The organism is Armatimonadia bacterium (assembly GCA_039679385.1).
Classification (GTDB): Bacteria; Armatimonadota; Zipacnadia; order Zipacnadales; family JABUFB01; genus JAJFTQ01.
Genome location: JBDKVB010000143.1, coordinates 83,106 through 100,454, shown reverse-complemented (window position 1 = coordinate 100,454; position 17,349 = coordinate 83,106). Strand labels below are relative to the sequence as shown.

Here is a 17,349-nt window from a genome sequence, read left to right as displayed (position 1 = left end):
CCGTCACCAAGTCCATCAACGCCGGCGCAGGCGTGCTGTACCTCTACGGCAACTACTCCGGCGACACCATGAACTTCGACATGGCCGCCGAGATGTGCGCCATGGAGGACATCGAGGTCCTCTCCGTCCGCGTCCGTGATGATGTGGTCTCTGCACCGAAGGAGTCCGCCGACACCCGCCGCGCCGTTGCCGGCCTCTTCTTCGCCTACAAGATCGCCGGGGCCAAGGCCGACACCGGTGCCGATCTGGCCGCCGTCGCCGCCACCGCCCAGAAGGTCGTCGAGAACACCTGCAGCATGGGCGTCGCCCTGTCTCCCTGCACCATCCCTGCCGTCGGCAAGCCCACCTTCACCCTCGGCGAAGACGAGATGGAACTGGGTATGGGCATCCACGGTGAGCAGGGCATCGAGCGCGGCAAGATCAAGACCGCCGACGAGGTCGCGCAGATCATGACCGAGCGTGTCGTCGCCGACTTGCCCTTCGCGAGCGGCGACCACGTTGCCCTCCTCGTCAACGGTCTCGGGGCCACGCCGCCCGAGGAGCTCTACCTGCTTTTCCGCAAAGCCAACCAGGTCATCGCGGATCACGGCATCACCCTCGAGCGTGTCTTCATCGGCGAGTACGCCACCTCCATGGAGATGGCCGGCGCCTCGATCAGCCTGCTCAAGCTCGACGACGAACTCCTGCCCTTGCTGGATGCGCCTGCCTACTCGCCCTTCCTACCTCAGTGGCGCGCCTCACGCTGACCACGCGAGCCGGCCAGATGACTGAGTCCTGCGGATTCCGGGCGGAAGCTCTCCTTGCGTCCGGAATCCGCAGAGGACCCCTCCCTGAGCCACTTCTTGCTGTCCTTTCCCCCTTGCCCTTTCTCCTCGATTCGTAGACAGGAAAAGGTCCCTCGCGCGTCTTTCCGAATAGATATGACCATGAGCCCGGCACTCGGCGGCAGTGTGCAGGATGCCTTCGTCCATCTGAGCGAAGGCCGAGCCGAGGCCCTGTCAGAGGTCTGGCAGAGCCTCTCGCAACCGCTGCACAACTATGCCTTTGCGCTCACCGGGTCCGACGAGGAGGCGGAGGATGTGGTCGGCGATGTGTTCCTCAAGCTTGCCCGTCGTCCGGGGTGCCTGCGCAGGGCACGCAATCCCCGTGCCTACCTCTTCGCCATGGTCCGCAATGCAGTCCGCAGCAGGTGGCGTCGGCTTCGGCGATTCGTTGACCGCGCCGAGGTCTGTTCGGACCCGGCAGAAGGGCCCGATGCCGTGTCCCTTGCCGTCCGTGAGGCCGTCCTGGCCTTACCGGCGCCGCAGCGGGAGTGCGTGGTGCTGCATATCTGGGGCGACCTGACCTTCGAGGAGATTGGGCAGCTTACCCGGGTCTCGCCCAATACGGCGGCCAGTCGCTACCGGTATGCTCTGGAGAAACTGAGGGTGGTGATGCAGGATGAACCGTGACGACGATCTCAAGCAGCGGCTCCGTGCCGTCGAGCTCAGCAAGCCGGGCCTTGACCTGTCGCAGGTACTCGAAGGCGGCCGAGTCCGGGACAGGGCCCGTGCGCTGCGTCCTCTGCGCTGGATGACGGCGGCAGCCGTGGCTGCCTGGCTGCTGGTCTTGCTCGGTGGCGACCTCACCGCCCGCGACCTGCGACACCTCAGCAACCCCGGCAGCCTCGTGACCCAGATACAGACGCCGGTCAGAGACCTTGCCGGTCTGTTCGCACGCCGACTGGCCCTTCTCGATGCGACCGAACCGGAAGCCGCTGCCGCTCAGCCGCCTGCACCCAGAAAGCTCGAAGTCCCACCGGAGCCCGCGGGACGCCGTGGCGAAGGTCCCTCGGTGCCCAGGTGTGAGGGAGATGATCGCTATGCGTGAACTGACCCCGCAAACACGCCCGCGAGGGTGGTTTGCCCGCACTATGCCCGTGACCCGCAGCCTCCTCCTCTGGCGTGGCTGGCTATACCTCGCCTACATCGGCGTGGCGCTCCTGCTTGTGGTTGGGATCGTCAACGCGGCGGGGACCTACTCCAGCAGTGACGACCTCAAGGTTGAGTTGGAGCGCCTGCGTCTCCAGGGCGCACCCTTGTCCTGTGCCCAGGCAGCACCGCCGGCGATCCCGGCCGACCAGAACGCGGCTCCTCTGTACCTGAAGGTCGCGGCGCAGATCGAGCCGCACCAGCCAAAGGGCGCGGGCTATGCAGATGGTCGCGTTGGCGCCGGCGACTGGAAGCCCGGTCAGCCGATGCGCTACGGCGTGGCGGATTGGTGGAACCCCGAGGCGATGAAGGCCCTGTCTGACCTCGTCAAGAGTGACGAGGAGTCGCTGCAGTTGCTCTATCAGGCAGCAGCGCGACCGGGCTGCCGCTTTGACCTCAAGTGGTCCGACGGCTTCGCGATGATGATGCCGCACTTAGCCAAGATGCGGGCCATCTGCCGCTTCTGCGTCGATGCAACGGCGGTCGCGGTGGTCGAGGGCAACAGCGAACTGGCCGGTCGGCGACTCAAGGCCGCGGTTGCCATGGCCTGCCACGCAACCCAGGAGCCCTCGCTGATCTCGCAGCTCGTCGCCTACGCCATCACGAACATGGCTGAGCGCACTGCCGAGTTCGCACTCTCCAAGGGCTCCTTGTCCGAAGCAGACGCCCGGGCCATCCTCGCGAAGATCACGGACCTCAAGCTGAGCAACGGCATGATCCGCGCGCTGCAGACCGAGCGGGCTATGGTTCTCGACATCTACGACATGGCCCGGCGAGACCCCGCGTCAGCCAGCGCTCTGATCGGGTCGTCCGAGGGCGCAGAGAAGATCACGGAGTGGATGTGGTGGCTCTACGTAAAGGGCTTCCCGAGCCTGATCAACGCGGATGAACTGGCCTACCTGGAGTTTACCGACTGGTCGGTGCGGGCTGCAGCCCTTCCCTGGGCCGAGTGCCGGAGCGAATACCAGAAGATGGAGGAGTGGACCAAGGAGCACTTCGCACGGGCCCTCATCGCACGCTCTGTGGGGCCCGCAACCTACCGGGTGGCCCAGCGGCGCTTCGAGACCGAGGTTCTTCTGAACCTGATCAGCGGCAGCCTGGGCCTCGCCCTCTACAAGCAGAAGACGGGTCAGTTCCCGGAGTCCCTGGACGCGCTTGCACGGATCAACTGGCCGGTGCCGCAGGACCCCTTCACCGACGGGCCGATGAAGTACACCCTCCAGGGCGACCGGTACCTGCTCTACAGTGTGGGCAAGGACGGTGTCGATGACGGCGGCAAGCCGGTGTGGCGGATGGCCTCCCATCCACCCGGACCGCCACCCGCCGACCAGGACCTCGGCGACATGCCCTGGCAGTGGCGCTGAGCCCTTCGGCCGCCTTCTCTGGGAACCTCTCTAGGTGGCGGGGCGCTAGTATCACCGGGCCTGGGTAGACAACCTGGCTAGACAGGCCCGTCAGGTGAAGTACCACTCAGAGCGTGTGGTCCAGAAGCCACAGTCCGGGGCGCACGCTCTGGGCCGTGCAGCGCAGCTTTGGCAAGGAGTCCGTGCGTCAGGCCTCGAAGTCGCCGCACAACCCGGGGGAAGGGTGGCGAAGCTCCCTCGGTGGCCGTGTGTGAGGGAGTTGGTCACCATGCCCGAGCCGACCTTGCCGCCATCGACTGCAGGGCCGTCTACTGGGAGTCACGCTCCCCTTCGGCGCGGTCCGCTCTGGCGCGGATGTCTGTACTTCGCCTACCTCATCATGGCGCTCCTGATCGTGGATGGGATCGTCAGTGCGGTGCTAACCTATGGCAGCACCGGCGTATACGGCGAGCTCGAACGCCTCCGCGCAGCGGGCGCGCCAATCTCGGTCGGACAAGCCGCACCACCCCTGATCCCGGCAGACCACAACGCAGCTCCGCTATACTTGGAGGCCGCAAAGCTGCTTCAGCCCCACGAGGACAGGTACCCCAGCCTGGGGGCCAAGGCTGACAAGGACGGTGTCCAGTGGCAGCCTGACAACCGGCTGTGGGGCGCGTACGTGAACTGGAGCGACCCCGAGACTGTCAGGGCTCTATCGGCGATGGTCAAGAGCGACGAGAAGCCGCTGCAGTTGCTTTGCCAGGCAGCGGCGCGGCCCGGCTGCCGCTTCGACCTCAAGTGGTCCGAGGGCATCAACATGCGGCTGTCCCATTTGTCGAGGCTGCGTGCCATGTCCCGCTTCTGCGCCGTCGCAACTGCTGTGGCCGCGGTTGAGGGGAACGGTGAGCTGACGGGGCAGCGACTTCATGCGAACGTAGTCCTGGCCTGTCACGCGTCGCAGGAGCCCACAGTGATTTCCCAGACGGTCACCTATGCCATCGTGGCCATCGCGGAGCGTTCGGCCGAGGTTGCGCTCTCCAGGGTCGTGGTGCCGGAGCCGCAGGCACGAGCGATCCTGTCGCAGGTCACCAGTCTGGACCTGGCCACCAGCACGGTCCTCGCGCTACGGACGGATCGCGCCATGGACATCGAGCTCTACGATATGGCGCGACGTGACCCCATGTCGGCGATCAACCTGCTGGGGATACTCCTGGACAAACCGAGAGATGGGGCTTGGTGTCTGGCCGTCCGCTGTGTCCCAGGTCTGCTCAGCGCCGACGAGCTATCCTACCTGCAACTGGCCGAACGTTCACTCGTTATCGCGACCCTCCCCTGGGCGGAGGCCAAGCGTGAGATGCAAACGCTCGCAAAATGGGGGAAGGAGCACCTCAAGTACACGCGTATCGCGCGGCATGTGGGCATCGTCTGGTACAAACCCTCGCAGAGACGCTTCGAGTGCCAGGCTAACCTCAACCTGCTGTGCGGCGGCCTGGGCCTCGGACTCTACAAGCAGAAGACCGGCCGGTACCCGCAGTCCCTCGACGCGCTTGCACAGATCAACTGGCCGGTGCCGCAGGACCCCTTCACTGACGCGCCAATGAAGTACAAACTCCAGGGCGACCGGTACCTGCTGTACAGCGTCGGCCCAGACGGTGACGACGACGGCGGCAGGCTGCTGTGGAGGCTAACTCCAGACCCAAGCAAGGCGCCGCCAGACGCTGATCGCGATGACGGCGACCTCCCCTGGCAGTGGCGCTAAGCTCCCGCCACGTAAGCCGCCAACGCAGCCATGACAGTCGCCACTACCGTCGCGCCGGGGTCCTGCACGCCCACGGTCTTGTCTTGCAGCCACGCGGCACGCCCGAACTTCGACTTCAGCGGAATCGTCGCCTCAGCGCCGGCTTGTGCCGCCTTCGCAGCCTCAGTTAGGGCATCTCCCAGCGACTTGCCCTCTGGCTGCGCAGCCTCCAGTGCCTCGATCGCCGGCCACAGGGCGTCCAGCAGCGTCTTCTCGCCCCGAGCCGCCTTGCCCCGCTGCTCGATTCCCTGCGCCGCTGCCTTCAGAGCGCCCGCGAGAGCAGCCAGGTCCCAGGCGGCCAGGCCGTTGTCCTTCGCATACTTGGCAGCCCTCATCGCGCCGGTCGCTACGAGGGCTCCGTAGGTCGAGGCGCCTGCCGAGTTGAAGGCCATGCCCGCCTTCATCAGCACTGCGTCAAGGGAGCCGTCTGCCACGGTCGGCACGGCCTCGAGCGCCGCCTTCATCCCCAGCCGACAGGTCACCCCGAGGTCGCCGTCTCCCATCTGTGCATCGAGCGCGGTGATGGCGTCGTTGGCGGCCTCAAGGTCCGCGGCAAGCTTCTCGGCCAGGGGTAAGGCATCCTGGAGGGTCAAAGAGTCCTTCATGAGAGGTCCTTCACGTTTCTGCGGCCCCCGGTGCAGCGGGCCGCTGATATGCGCGACTACTTCACCACAGGGACGGTCGTATACACGCCGCCCTCTTCCGCGAGTGCCTTCAGTCCTTGCCCCTGTCGCTATCCCCCTCTCCACCGCGTGGAGAGGGGAGGCCGAAGGCAGGGGTGAGGTGCCGTCGCCGTGCATGAGAAGGCAACGGTGAGGTGCCCTCCCTACTTCACCTTCCACGCCGTCGTCGAAAGCTCCACTTCTTGCACAACCACGCGGTCCAGCTTCAGGCTCCCTTCCAGCACTTCCACTTCGACCTGTGGCCCTTCGGAGCCCCGGCAATGGTGCACCAGTCCCCAGGCGCCCTCCACCGAGAAGAAGCAGTGGAAGTCCTCAGCGAACAACCGGGGCTCCAGATGCAGCGTCCTCTCCGGGGCGCTGTAGCGGAACCCGGACAGCGCCAGCAAGAAGGCGTAGTTGGCCATGCTCCGTGCGTAGTGACTGCCGCACTCGAACTCGTTGAAGGGGTTGCGCTTGAGGCCGTCGTGCCGGTCGCGCACCGCCTTGCACACCGTCAGACCTTCGCGCAGGAACCCCTCATAGATCAGGTGCGCGCCGACCTGGTACTCGAACCCGATCATGCACTCGAAGGCGTAGGTAACGCTGCGCCTGGGCCGTCCACCCTTCGGCCAGGTGCAGATCAGCAGCCCGCGATCATCGTTCAGCGCGTAGACCCGGTGCGGGTTGTTGTGCGAGAAGAAGTCGTCGCGGAAGTTGTGCCGGTACACCGAGGCAATCGCGCTGCGTACGTGCTCCGGATCATACAGGTCGCCCAGGCCGTACATTCGCGCATGCCACTGGCCCAGCACCTGGTCGCAGATGCAGCCGGGCCCATACTGATAGGGCAGCTCGGAGCCTTCCGGAATCCGCTGCACGTAGTATTCGCCGTCGTAGAGCTTCTCATCACTCAGCCGGCTGCCCGACTCGAACACCCTCCGGTACTTCTCCGCTGCCTCCGTGTCACCCAGGTGCCGTGCCATCTCCTCCGCTGCCCGCAGGGCTGCCAGGTACATGCTTCCGCAGACGGTCTCCGGTCCGTGGTACTCGATGTCCAGCGTGTTGTGATGCACGCCCTCCAGCAGCCCGTCGCGATCCTTGTCCCAGTCCGTCCAGGCGTACTCCAGCGCCTTCTTCACTCCCGGCCACAGCTTCTGCAGCCACTCGTCCTTCCCACAGATCTGCCACTCGCGGTACACCCGCAGCACGTTGCCCATCTGCCCGTCAGCGGCGGCATGGAACTTGTGGTCGGCGTAGGTGCCCGGCGGAAGCGGCATCCGGAACTGCATGTGCCCGTCCGAGTCGCGCAGGTCATAGGCGAAGTCGACGTCCCGCATCGCGCGCTCGAGTTGCGGGAACAGGTACGCGAGCGTCTGCGCATAGGTCCACACGTGGGTGCAGGAGCCCTCGCAGCAGCCGGCGTTGCAGTGGCAGCCTTCCCATCCGTAGAGCGTGCCGTCGGTGAGCCGCGTCACCGTCGGCGAGCGCAGGATCGACGCCTGCGTCGAGATAGCGTCCAGCACATAGGTCGGCAGCGTGGACGAGAAGAACGTGTCCGCGAAGCGTCGCGTGCGGTCCCGCAGCGTCCCCAGATTGTAGAGCACCTCAGCCGCAACTTCCTGCGCGCTCTCCCAGCGAGTCGCCTGATAGGTCTTCCAGGTCGTGCCTGCGCCGGGGCCCCAGTACTTCTCGAAGTTGGGCATCAGCCAGGCCAGCACAAGCGTGCGCGTGCAGCTCTCGCCCGGTGCCAGTGACACCTTGAGCCCCAGGTGCGCGGTCGAGGCAGCGTTGTCGCCACTGAGCTGCAGGTCCCGCGGGCCCTTGAACTCGCCCGTGGTGCCGAAGTCGTCCATCAGTCCCTCGGTCTGGGCGAACCAGCTCGTCTCCGCGAAGCGCAACTGGTAGGTCACTGCCTCCTCAGCCGGACCCTCCGTCGGCGTGAGCAGCGCCATCGACCCGAAGCGCGGGCTATCCTCCTCGTGCTTCTGCGTGGTCATCAGGAGCCCGCAGTAGCCCTCTTCCTCCACGAAGCTCGTCAGTCCGCGTCCCACTTCCGGCCAGCCCACTACATTCTGTAGCCCGAGGGCCACTGTCGACCGCACCGGCTTGTCCGTGGTGTTCGTCAGCGTGATGTCAAAGATCGCCACGGGGAAGGAGGAGTTCGCGTCATCCAGCGGGATGAAGGGACTCCAGGCCTCCATGCTCACCGCAACGGGCGATTCCGGGTCTTGCAGGTCGACCTGAGCGCAGGGGAACCGCCCGGTGAAGGTGCAGTCCTGGAACCTCACGAAGCCCGAGCCGAACTCTCGCGGTGGACCAAAGCCGAAGCCACGATACTGCTCTGCACCCTTCTGGTAGCCCTGGTAGGGCGGCTGCAGTCGCCCCTCCATGACGCGGAAGGTCGGCTCTGCTCCCTCCGCCTGGGCGAACAAGACGAAGTAGGTATTGTCGGGACGCCAGCCCTTGTTGGGCCGGTTGAAGATCTCCCAATCCACCAACTGCCCGCTGCCGGACAGGGCCAGACAGCCGGTACCAAGGCCGCCCAGCGGGAAGGCGATCTCCCGCAGGTTCTCGCCGGTCATCGGCGCCGGCGGACCGACCTGCAGCAGCTCTTCATCACTATACGGAACCGGGCGACCGGTCGAACGCGGCGCATGAAGGGACATAACTGCCTCCTGGTCTTGAGTATGCGAAGGCCTGGCTCAACTGAACCGAATCGTCTCAGAACCCCGGACCGGCCACATCACCCCACGGACCGCTCGGCGGCGCGCCAAGACTCACGGCTACCTGCCAGGCCGAATCATCAAAGTCCGTGCCCTGCCATCCGGCGACCTCAGCGTCACTGACCTTCCAGGTGCCGTCCGACACGATGCTGATTGCCTTCCCTGCCTGCGGGATCTTGGCCTGCACCAGCACTCCCGCCGGACCTCCGGCGTTGATGCCTTCGACAGCCAGCACGTTGTGCCCTTTGCGCAGGAAGGGCTGCAAGTCAAGGCGCTGTGGCTGCTCCCAGCCCTCGCCGCTCAAGACCAGCGCACCGTTCACGTAGAGCCGGAAGGCGTTGTCCACTGTCACCGCAATCGGCGCCACCTGATTCCGGTCCTTCGCCGCTGCCGGAACCTGCGCGAGATCGAAGCTCCGTCGCAGGAATACTCGCGTCACCCGCTCCGAATCGCCGGTCGCCCAGATCCACTGCGCCTGCCAGCCACTCGGGAGCTGCACCACCTGGGGCCAGGCCTTCAGCGGTGCCGGAGGTTCGGCGACGACCAGCTTCTCCTGCGGCTTGAGGTCACGACGCAGCGAGAACTCCGCACCGGGCCGCTGTGAAGACAGCTCCACCCGTACACCGGCGTCGCCCAGCGACTGCACCCGCAGGTCCATCGTCAGGCCGCGGTACTGCAGGTTCCGGATCACCAGCCAGGGCAGCTCCTTCGGCAGTCGTGGCGAGATCACCAGCCCTTCCGAGGTCGCGTTGACCCCTGCCACGCCGTAGACGAACCAGCAGGGCACCAGCCCGCTCTCCGGGAAGGGGATGTCCGTTCCCGTCGAGCCCGGATTCGCCTGCTGCGGATTTTCACCCCGGCTCAGCGGTGGCCCACCACACAGACGGTCCGGCATCCGGTAGCGCCCGAGAATCTGGCTCCAACGCTGCCAGGCCGACTCCGTCCCCATCAGGTTTGTCCGGGCCATCAGGTCGAAGTACGAGGTATACAGAATCGCCCCGCCATCCTGGCACTGGTCACCGAAAGGCGTGCCTCGCCACCCGAACATCCACCAGGGCTCCACTCCCTCGGCCTTCGGGTCGTTCACTCCCTTGTCGTTCCACCTTGGGTTGTGAATCGTCGTCGCCCGGGGCGCGAAGATCCAGCGGCTGTAGATGTCGGCCTCGCCCGAGGAGCTCTTGCCGTGCTCCATCCACTCGTAGACTCGCTTCGCCTGCTCGGGCGTCGCGAGCCCGTAGGCCATGGCTTCGAGGTTCACGAAGGTGAAGCCGTAGTCGTGCCGCTTGCCGTCCGCATCCACGCAGCCGAGGTAGCGTCCCTTCTCCTCGTCCCAGAAGGTCGGGTTGTAGGCCTCCCGGGTCTTCTGCGCCAGCGTCCGGTAGTAGTCCGGAGGCCGCGCCGCCGCCGTCTCGGTCGTGAGCTTTTGCCGGGCCGCCAGCTCCTCCACCTGCGCCATCGCCTCGAGCGAAGCGTAGTAGACCGTGTTGGCGTAGGCGTCCAGATGGCCGAAGGGCAGAATGTCCCAGTAGTTGTCGCCGATCCCCTTGTGTCGCCCGGTCACGTCCTTGCTCGCCGCGACGATCAGCCCCTCCTCGCCCTTCAGCGTGGTCAACTGATACTCCATCGCCCGCCGCACTCGCGCCAGTTGCGACCGCAGGAAGTCCAGGTCCTGCGTCCAGCACAGGTGCCGCCAGCAGGCGAGGAGGAACCGTGCATTGGTGTCGAAGTGGCGTGTGTCGAACACCGCATTGTCGGGGAAGGGCCAGCCTGCTGAACCGCCCCAGGTGTAGACGTAGCCCTCGTCGCTCATCCGGGCATTGCGCAGGTTGTTGGCCTCACCGTCATGAAGCGGTCCGCCGAACCAGTACCGGATCAGCGCCGACCACTCATACCAGGCTGCCGGTCCGCTGGGCGCCGGATAGGAGAAGGCGCGCTCATACCAGAATCGGTTCAGGTCGCGAGTCAGCTCTGGGTCCGGCGTCTCGAAGGACGGCCATCCCTCTGGCACCGAATCCTCTCGCGGCATCACTCGCACCGAGACCGCCACACTCTTCGACTCGCCCGGACCGGACTGCGCCCTCGACGAGAGCCGGAAGGACGCCGTGTCTGAGGTCGTGTCCCAGGAGGCAGCGAGTCCCGCTCCGCTGAAGCGCAGGTCGTAGTTCCCTGTGCCTTCCGCCTCCAGCCAGCCGCAGCTTCCTATCGACACGCCGGGTGAGCCTGCCCGCTTGAACTGCTCTGCCGGCAGGTAGCGTTGGTTGTCCGTGAAGAACCGGAAGAAGGGCACCGCCTTCGCCGAGACGTCATAGCCCGTGTTGTCCCAGGGCATGCGCAGAATCATCGGGAACGCAGCAGGCAGGCCGCCCGTGAGGCTGTCCAGCGTGATATCCAGTGTGGGACCCTCCAGGGCGTAGCGCAGCCGAGCCTTGCCCACTGGTCGCTGGAAGGTCACTCGGATGCCCCGGTCTCGACCCGGCAGCGGCTTGCCGTCCAGATAGGCCTCGCCACCGGCGTACTGCTCGTCCTGCGAGCTCCACCAGCCGACCGTCCCCACGGGTTCGGCCCACTCAATCAGGTACTTGCCCGCGGGCTGCGGCTCAAAGGTCAGCGGCACAAAGGAGTTGTCCGCTACCTTCTCGCACTGGCGGCTGGCGACGATCTCTCCCTCCGGACCCTCGCGACGCAGACGCAGCAACGCCCCAGAGGTGTCGGTGTTCCAAGTCGGGGCCTTCACCGCCACCTGTGTGAAGGTCCCGGTGGCCGTGAAAGACTGCCCTAACACGTGCCCGGGCAGTAGTCGGTCGGGTGTGCTGCACTTCTGCGGCTCCACCACGTCCTGCACGCACAGCTCAAGTCCACTGACCGTGAGGACGTTACCTTCTCTGGTCCAGGTAACCTCGGGCGGTGCCTCGAGACCCGCGAACCCGCCGCTGCGCAGCAGATTGGCGCTGTACTTGCCCCCACCGGCGGGGTCGAAGGCCAGTTGTTGCAGCGCAGGTCCCGAGCCGACCAGCCGGACGTAGCCGTTGGCGAGCACATAGGTGCCCGTCGCAGTCCAGCCGCAGCTCGTCTGTAGCAGGGCCACGCATCCCAGGGCCACCAACCTCAGCGGAGACGACACGGTCATGTCGGCACACCTCCCACAAGCCTTGGAGCGAGCTATCCGGCAATCTGTTCGCCACCGCTCCCAGTTCTCCTCGGACTCTCGCCTTGAACCCGGCGCTGTCCCGCGAGCGAGAGGGGATGCCACAAGCAGGGGGTGAGGTGCCTCTGCCTCTCCTCCGGGCGTGAATGTTGACTCTTGCAACAAACAAGAATACCATCCCGTAGGTCGCTGACAGGAACGAAGGGAACGGCCGGCGAAACTTGCGACAAGCAGAGCTGACCACGCCCCTCCGTGTCCCTGCTGCGTCCATCGACAGGTATTGATAGCTGGGTGATGCGACGTGCTTCCGGTCGTTACGTTCCTTCTTTTGTCCCTCGCGGGGACGCCTTCCCATGCGGCCACGACTCCTCCTACAGTCTCACTCGATCTGCCCGCAGCGACCGAGTTGGCGCTTCAGCGCAGCCTGCAGATCAGCGCTGCCTGGCAGGGCGCTGAGGCCGCCGCTCAGGTCGTCGAGCAAGTGCAGGCCCTCAAGCGCGGTAAGGTCGGGCTTGAAGCCGAGTACCTGCACCTCAACGACTCCATCGGAATGTCCATTAACCTCCCGGCCGGGCTCGGCCTCAAGTTGCCGCCCATCGTGATTGTCCCGCAGGAGCTTCTCCATGCCCGCGTGCAAGCAGGCCTGCCGCTCTACACGGGCAACAAGATCGAGCGGGCGGTCCAGCAGGCCACCTACGGCGCCGAGGCCCTCAAAGCCTTCGCCCGTGACACCGAGTCCGGTGTGATGCTCGAAGTCTCCGACTACTACCTCGGGGCGCTGCTGGCTCGCGAGGTCGTGAAGGTGCAGCAGCAAGCCCTGGACACCTACCGGCAGCATCTCGATCAGGCCAACAAGGTCTTCAAGGCCGGCGTCGTCGCCAGGTACGATGTGATTCGGGCCGAGACCGCCGTCAAGGACCAGGAGAAGAAGGTCAGCGACGCGCAGAACCAGTACGACCTGGCCCTCTCCGCTCTCCGCACAGCCCTGGTGATGGACCGTGACACGCCCATCGAACTCCGCGGCAGTCTTCAGGAGGTCTCCGAGAGCCTGACCCTCCTTGAGGCCCAGAAGATCGCCCTCACCGACAGCGACGCCCTCAAGGCCCTCGACAACAAGAGCCTTGCCTACCAGATGGCCGGCAAAGTCGAGGAGGCGGGAGGTCGTCCGCAGGTCGCCGCCATCGGTCAGGTGGAGCTTCTCACCGGCAACCTCGCCGCCACTGACCCCGAGTGGACCGTCGGCGTCAAGGCCACCTACGACCTCTACGACGGCGGCGCACGCAAGGCCAAGGTCCGCGAGCAGCAGGCCCAGCAGCGCAAGGTCGAAACTGAGCGCGAGTATGCCGGCAACCAGATCCAACTGGCGATCCAGAGCGCTTACCTTGACATGGGAGCAGCCCGCGTGGGTCTTGAGGCGTCACACAAATCCGCTGAGTTGGCCGAGGAGAGCCTGCGTCTGGCCCAGCGGCGCTTCGAGTTCGGCGTCGGCACCAGCCTTGAAGTCCTCGATGCCACGACTACTCTCGCCGGCGCTCGCGTGGGGGAGACGCAGTCGCTGTACCAGCTCGACAAAGCCTGGCTGAAGATGCACCGGTACGTAGGGGACCTTCGTGCCGCCTGCCGGAGGGCCGGACTATGAGCACCAAAGCCATCAGAATCCTCGCAGTCGTCATCGTTGTCGTGGCCCTCTCCCTGACGGCCGTGGTACTCGCCCGGACGGTCCTCAAGAGGTCCCAGTCCGTCGCTCCTGAGGCCCAGTACACACTCCTGGAGGGAACCCTTGAGGCTCCGGAGGTTGACGTCTCCTCCAAGATTCCCGGTCGCCTCAGCGCGCTGATGGTCGACGAGGGTGACCCGGTCTCCGCCGGTCAGGTCATCGCCACCCTCGAGTCCAAAGAGGTCGACGCCAAGGTCACTCAGGCGACCGGCATGTTGGGCGCCGCAAGGGCCGTGCATGACCAGGCGGGCACTGCCGTCGGCCTGCAGTCACTGAGCACCGACGACCAAATCCGCCAGGCGCAGGCTGGTCTCGCCGCCTCCAAGGCCACGCTCGAGATGGCCCTCAACGGCCCGAAGAGCAGCCAGATCGCCCAGGTGCAGGCAGCCGTCGACCAGGCTCGCGAGGCCTACCAGACCGCCACCAGGGCCCACGACCAGCAGATCAAGCAAGCCGAGGCCGGTCTCGCCGCCGCCAGGGCCAAGCTCGAGATGGCCCTCAAGGGTGCCCGGCCGCAGGAGATCGCGCAGGCCGAGAAGGCCGTCGAGGCTGCACGGGCAGCCTACGACACCGCCCAGTCCACCTACGAACGCTTCCACGGGCTCTTCCAGGAGGGCGTCATCGCCCAGCAGAAAGATGACGAGATCCGCTACCAGTACCTCGCCGCCAAGGCCCAGAAGGAGGCCGCTGAGGCCAAGCTGAGCCTTGTCCGTGAGGGTGCTCGCAAGGAAGACCTCGACCAGGCTCGCGCAGGCGTCGACGCCGCCCAGGCCCAGTTGCGAATGGCCCAGGAGTCCCGCCTCCACCTGGCTGCCCGTGCGCAGTTGGACCAGGCACAGGCGAAGCTGCGCGAGGTTCTTGAGGGTGCCCGTCCCGAGGAGATCAAGCAGGCTCGGGCGGGCGTCTCGGCCTCCGAGGCACAACTGAAGCTCGCCCGCGACGCGGCGCTCCAGGTCCAGATTCGTCAGAAGGACCAGGAAGCTGCGCGCATGAAAGCCGAGGCCGCTGAGGGGCAAGTCGACGAGGCCCAGGCCTACCAGTCCGAGACGCAGATCCTTGCGCCCATCTCCGGCTTCATCAGCGAGAAGATGACCGACCCCGGCGAGATCGTCTCCGCGGGCTTCCCGCTCTTCACCATCGTCAAGGCCCAGGACTTCAAGGTGAAGGTCTATGCCGACGAGTCCAAGTTCGGCTTCCTGCGCCTGAACCAGCGCGTGAAGGTCGTCCTACCGGCCTTGGCCAATGCAGAGGTCGATGGGCAGATCCTGCGGGTCTCCCAAGCTGCCGACTTTGCCACCAAGAAGGCCACCAACGAGCAGGGCACCTTCGACGTGCGATCCATGGAGGTTGTGGTCAGGATACTCTCCCAGGACCCGCGTCTGCGCAACGGCATGACGGCCCGGGTGAAGATCCCGACCACGGCGAGCCGATCATGATCAGGGCGACGTGCCGAGTTGCAGCCCGCGAGTTTGCGGCCCTGGTGGCGAGTCCCACTTGTCTCGTCCTTGCCCTGCTGGTGCCGCTGGCCTATGCGCTGCTGTTCAGTGGCATCTACTGGAACAAGAAGGTCACCCACGTCCCGCTGGTGGTCGTGGACTCCGACCACTCCGCTCTCTCGCGCCAGCTCCTTACGGCGCTGCAGGCCGGTGAGTCCTTCCGTTTCGCCGGCTACCTGGACAAGCCCGAAGACTTCCTGCCGCTCGCGATCAAGGGCCGCGCCAACGTCCTCGTCGTCTTCCCTCCGGGGATGGAGCGCGACGTCAAGTCGGGCAAGGAAACCAAGGTCGCCGTCTTCGTCGACGCCACCAGCATCCTGATCGGCAACGTCAGCATCGCTGCCGCCTCCACGGTCTTCACTACCTACTCCGTGGGCATCGACGCACGAAAGTACCTGCTGCGGGGTATGGCCTCGCCGACCAACGTCCTCACGGTGGCCCGGCCGATCACCGACGAGTACCGCCTCTGGTACAACCCCGCCTTCAACTACAACTACACCAACTTCATGCTCCTCGGCCTGGTCATGATCGCGGTGCAGCTTCTCACGCTCCTGCTCGTGGCCTCTGCCGGTTCCCGCGAGCACGAGCCGGGACGAGCCGCTGAACTGACGCGGATCACCCGTCGCCTGACGCCCGTGGTCTTCGGCAAGCCCCTCCCGTACCTGGTCATCATGCTCCCCTCCTGCATGGTGGCGCTGTACCTGCCCGCTGCGCTGCTGGATGTGCCCATGCTCGGGAGTCCCTGGCTGCTGGTGGCCTTCACCGCCTGGTTGATCGCACTCCTGACGGTTGTCGGTACCGGTGTCTCCGCACTCGTCGGCGACGCTCTCCAGACCACTGAGGTCTTCGCCGTGGTCGCCATGCCCTCATACCTGCTGTCAGGCTACACCTGGCCCACCTTCGCCATGCCACCGGGGCTGCAGGTCGTCTCCTACGCGCTGCCCCTGTCTCCCTACGTCATGGCGGTCCGGCGCATCACCCTTCAGAACGCAGGTCCTGAGTACCTGGGGCCGCAGATCCTCGCCCTGTCCATCTGGTCCGGCGTCGCCCTGTTAGTGGGCTACCTCGGAGCCTGGCGCCTCCGCCGTCTCGCTCGACGCAAGGAGGCGACGCCGAGTGCGTAGCTGGGTGCGCCTCGTCTTGCGTGAGCTACGACGCATCTTCACGGACGCCCGCCTTGCCCTGATCATGCTGGGCGGACCCTTCCTCTACGGTCTGCTCTTCGGCGGCGTGTACTGGTACGGCCGGGTGCGAGAGGTCCCGATCCTGGTCATCGATCAGGACAACTCAGCCCTGTCGCGCGACCTCCTCACCGCCATCGACGCCTCCGACAACCTCCACATCCTGCGCTACGGCGAGACCACCGACGACTTCGCCGATGCGGTCAAGCGCGGTCAGGTCTACCTGTGCGTGATGGTTCCGGCGAACTTCGAGCGCGACCTCAAGCGCGGCCATGGAGCCAGGGTGGTAGTGCTCGTCGACGGTAGCAACACGCTGGTAGCCAACGTGACCTACCGCTCGGTGCGGACGGTCATCGCGACCTACAGCGCGGGGGCTCAGGCCGAGCGTCTGCTGCTCACCGGCACACCGCGCCGACACCTCATGCCCGGAATCAGCCCGCTCCAGGCCGAGTTCCGGGTCATGTTCAACCCCGCCTACAACTACAGCACCTTCCTGCTCATGGGACTGGTCTGCATCGCCCTGCAGCAGGTGACGATGATGGGCGCCGCGATCGCTCTGGGGCTTGAGTGCGAGGAGAAGCACCGCCGCAGTCTCCTGGCCCTCACTCGCAGCCCTCTCAAAGTGCTTTTGGCGAAGACCTTCGTCCAGTGCCTTTTCATGATTCCTCTGGGCTGCCTCGGCCTGTATCTGCCCTTCTCCGTGTTCCGGACTGCCTTCCACGGAAGCTGGAGCCCGGTGTTGGCCACGACCGCGCTGTTCCTTCTGGTTCAGGTGCTGGCCGGGTTCACCGTGGCCGGGCTCTTCCGCACTGCCCTGACCTCAGTCCAGGTCCTGCTGTGCCTGTCTGTCCCGGCCTTCATGCTCTCTGGCTTCACCTGGCCCTTGATGGCGATGCCCACCTGGTTGCAGACCGTCGCCAACGCCCTGCCGCTGACCGCTTTCGCCGATATGGTCCGCAAGATCAGTCTCATGGGGGCACCCTTCGAGTTGGTGCGCGACCACCTTCGTCCGGTGCTTCTCTGGTTGCCTCCGATGGTCGTCACCGCCTATCTGGCGATGTGCCGCTTCGTGCGTCCAGGTGAGGTGAAAGAGGATACGACGGGGGCGCCTCGGGAAGACGAAAACCCCGACGTCAGCGCGACGCCGGGGTCCTGAGTGGCAGTGCAACCTTTCCCTCTGAGAGAGGAAGCCGGCGAGGGCCTTCGCCTTTGCCCTTCTCCCACTCTCCTAAGGTGGCGAGTCGTTGCCGCCGCCAGTGGAGAGAAGGCCGGGGAGTGAGGTGCCCTTGCCGTGATCCGTTGCCTCTCGCCGTTGCC

12 protein-coding genes are annotated in these 17,349 nt (G+C 65.7%); 9 read left to right on the top strand and 3 right to left on the bottom strand.

The window, feature by feature from the left end; all coding sequences use genetic code 11:
• The 5 genes from ABFE16_16655 to ABFE16_16635 form a co-directional block, all read left to right on the top strand.
• Positions 1-746 (top strand): dihydroxyacetone kinase subunit DhaK (locus tag ABFE16_16655; protein ID MEN6346936.1); only part of this gene is annotated, 746 nt, incomplete at its 5' end.
• A gap of 180 nt (positions 747-926) precedes the next feature.
• Positions 927-1,451, top strand: coding sequence for a sigma-70 family RNA polymerase sigma factor (locus tag ABFE16_16650; protein ID MEN6346935.1), 525 nt, complete (start codon positions 927-929; stop codon positions 1,449-1,451).
• Positions 1,441-1,869, top strand: a complete 429-nt coding sequence (locus ABFE16_16645) for a hypothetical protein (protein MEN6346934.1) — start codon at positions 1,441-1,443, stop codon at positions 1,867-1,869. Before ABFE16_16650 ends, ABFE16_16645 begins: the two co-directional genes overlap by 11 nt.
• The gene (locus ABFE16_16640) at positions 1,862-3,334 is read left to right on the top strand and encodes a hypothetical protein (protein ID MEN6346933.1); all 1,473 of its coding nucleotides are present in this window, start codon (positions 1,862-1,864) and stop codon (positions 3,332-3,334) included. Before ABFE16_16645 ends, ABFE16_16640 begins: the two co-directional genes overlap by 8 nt.
• Positions 3,335-3,602: 268 nt before the next feature.
• Positions 3,603-5,072, top strand: a complete 1,470-nt coding sequence (locus ABFE16_16635; GenBank protein MEN6346932.1) for a hypothetical protein — start codon at positions 3,603-3,605, stop codon at positions 5,070-5,072.
• Here ABFE16_16635 and ABFE16_16630 read toward each other — a convergent pair.
• The 3 genes from ABFE16_16630 to ABFE16_16620 form a co-directional block, all read right to left on the bottom strand.
• Positions 5,069-5,716, bottom strand: coding sequence for a dihydroxyacetone kinase subunit L (locus ABFE16_16630; protein MEN6346931.1), 648 nt, complete (start codon positions 5,714-5,716; stop codon positions 5,069-5,071). The two genes, ABFE16_16635 and ABFE16_16630, sit on opposite strands and share 4 nt — an antisense overlap.
• 221 nt (positions 5,717-5,937) lie before the next feature.
• Entirely contained in the window at positions 5,938-8,436 is a 2,499-nt protein-coding gene (locus ABFE16_16625) for a GH116 family glycosyl-hydrolase (protein MEN6346930.1), read from the bottom strand.
• A gap of 55 nt (positions 8,437-8,491) precedes the next feature.
• Entirely contained in the window at positions 8,492-11,620 is a 3,129-nt protein-coding gene (locus ABFE16_16620; protein ID MEN6346929.1) for a GH116 family glycosyl hydrolase, read from the bottom strand.
• Between the two features lie 319 nt (positions 11,621-11,939).
• Here ABFE16_16620 and ABFE16_16615 point away from each other — a divergent pair, with 319 nt between their 5' ends.
• From ABFE16_16615 to ABFE16_16600, 4 genes are read left to right on the top strand one after another with little or no spacing between them, the layout of a single operon-like run.
• Entirely contained in the window at positions 11,940-13,277 is a 1,338-nt protein-coding gene (locus ABFE16_16615; protein ID MEN6346928.1) for a TolC family protein, read from the top strand.
• On the top strand, positions 13,274-14,791 hold the full coding sequence (locus tag ABFE16_16610; GenBank protein ID MEN6346927.1) for an HlyD family efflux transporter periplasmic adaptor subunit: 1,518 nt from the start codon (positions 13,274-13,276) through the stop codon (positions 14,789-14,791). The genes ABFE16_16615 and ABFE16_16610 overlap by 4 nt, the downstream gene beginning before the upstream one ends.
• Positions 14,788-15,975 carry an ABC transporter permease gene (locus tag ABFE16_16605; GenBank protein ID MEN6346926.1) on the top strand — a complete coding sequence of 396 codons (1,188 nt, stop codon included), beginning with the start codon at positions 14,788-14,790 and terminating at the stop codon, positions 15,973-15,975. The genes ABFE16_16610 and ABFE16_16605 overlap by 4 nt, the downstream gene beginning before the upstream one ends.
• A complete protein-coding gene (locus ABFE16_16600) occupies positions 15,968-17,188 on the top strand; it encodes an ABC transporter permease (protein ID MEN6346925.1) in 1,221 nt (406 codons plus the stop codon). Before ABFE16_16605 ends, ABFE16_16600 begins: the two co-directional genes overlap by 8 nt.
• The last annotated feature ends 161 nt before the right edge of the window (positions 17,189-17,349 follow it).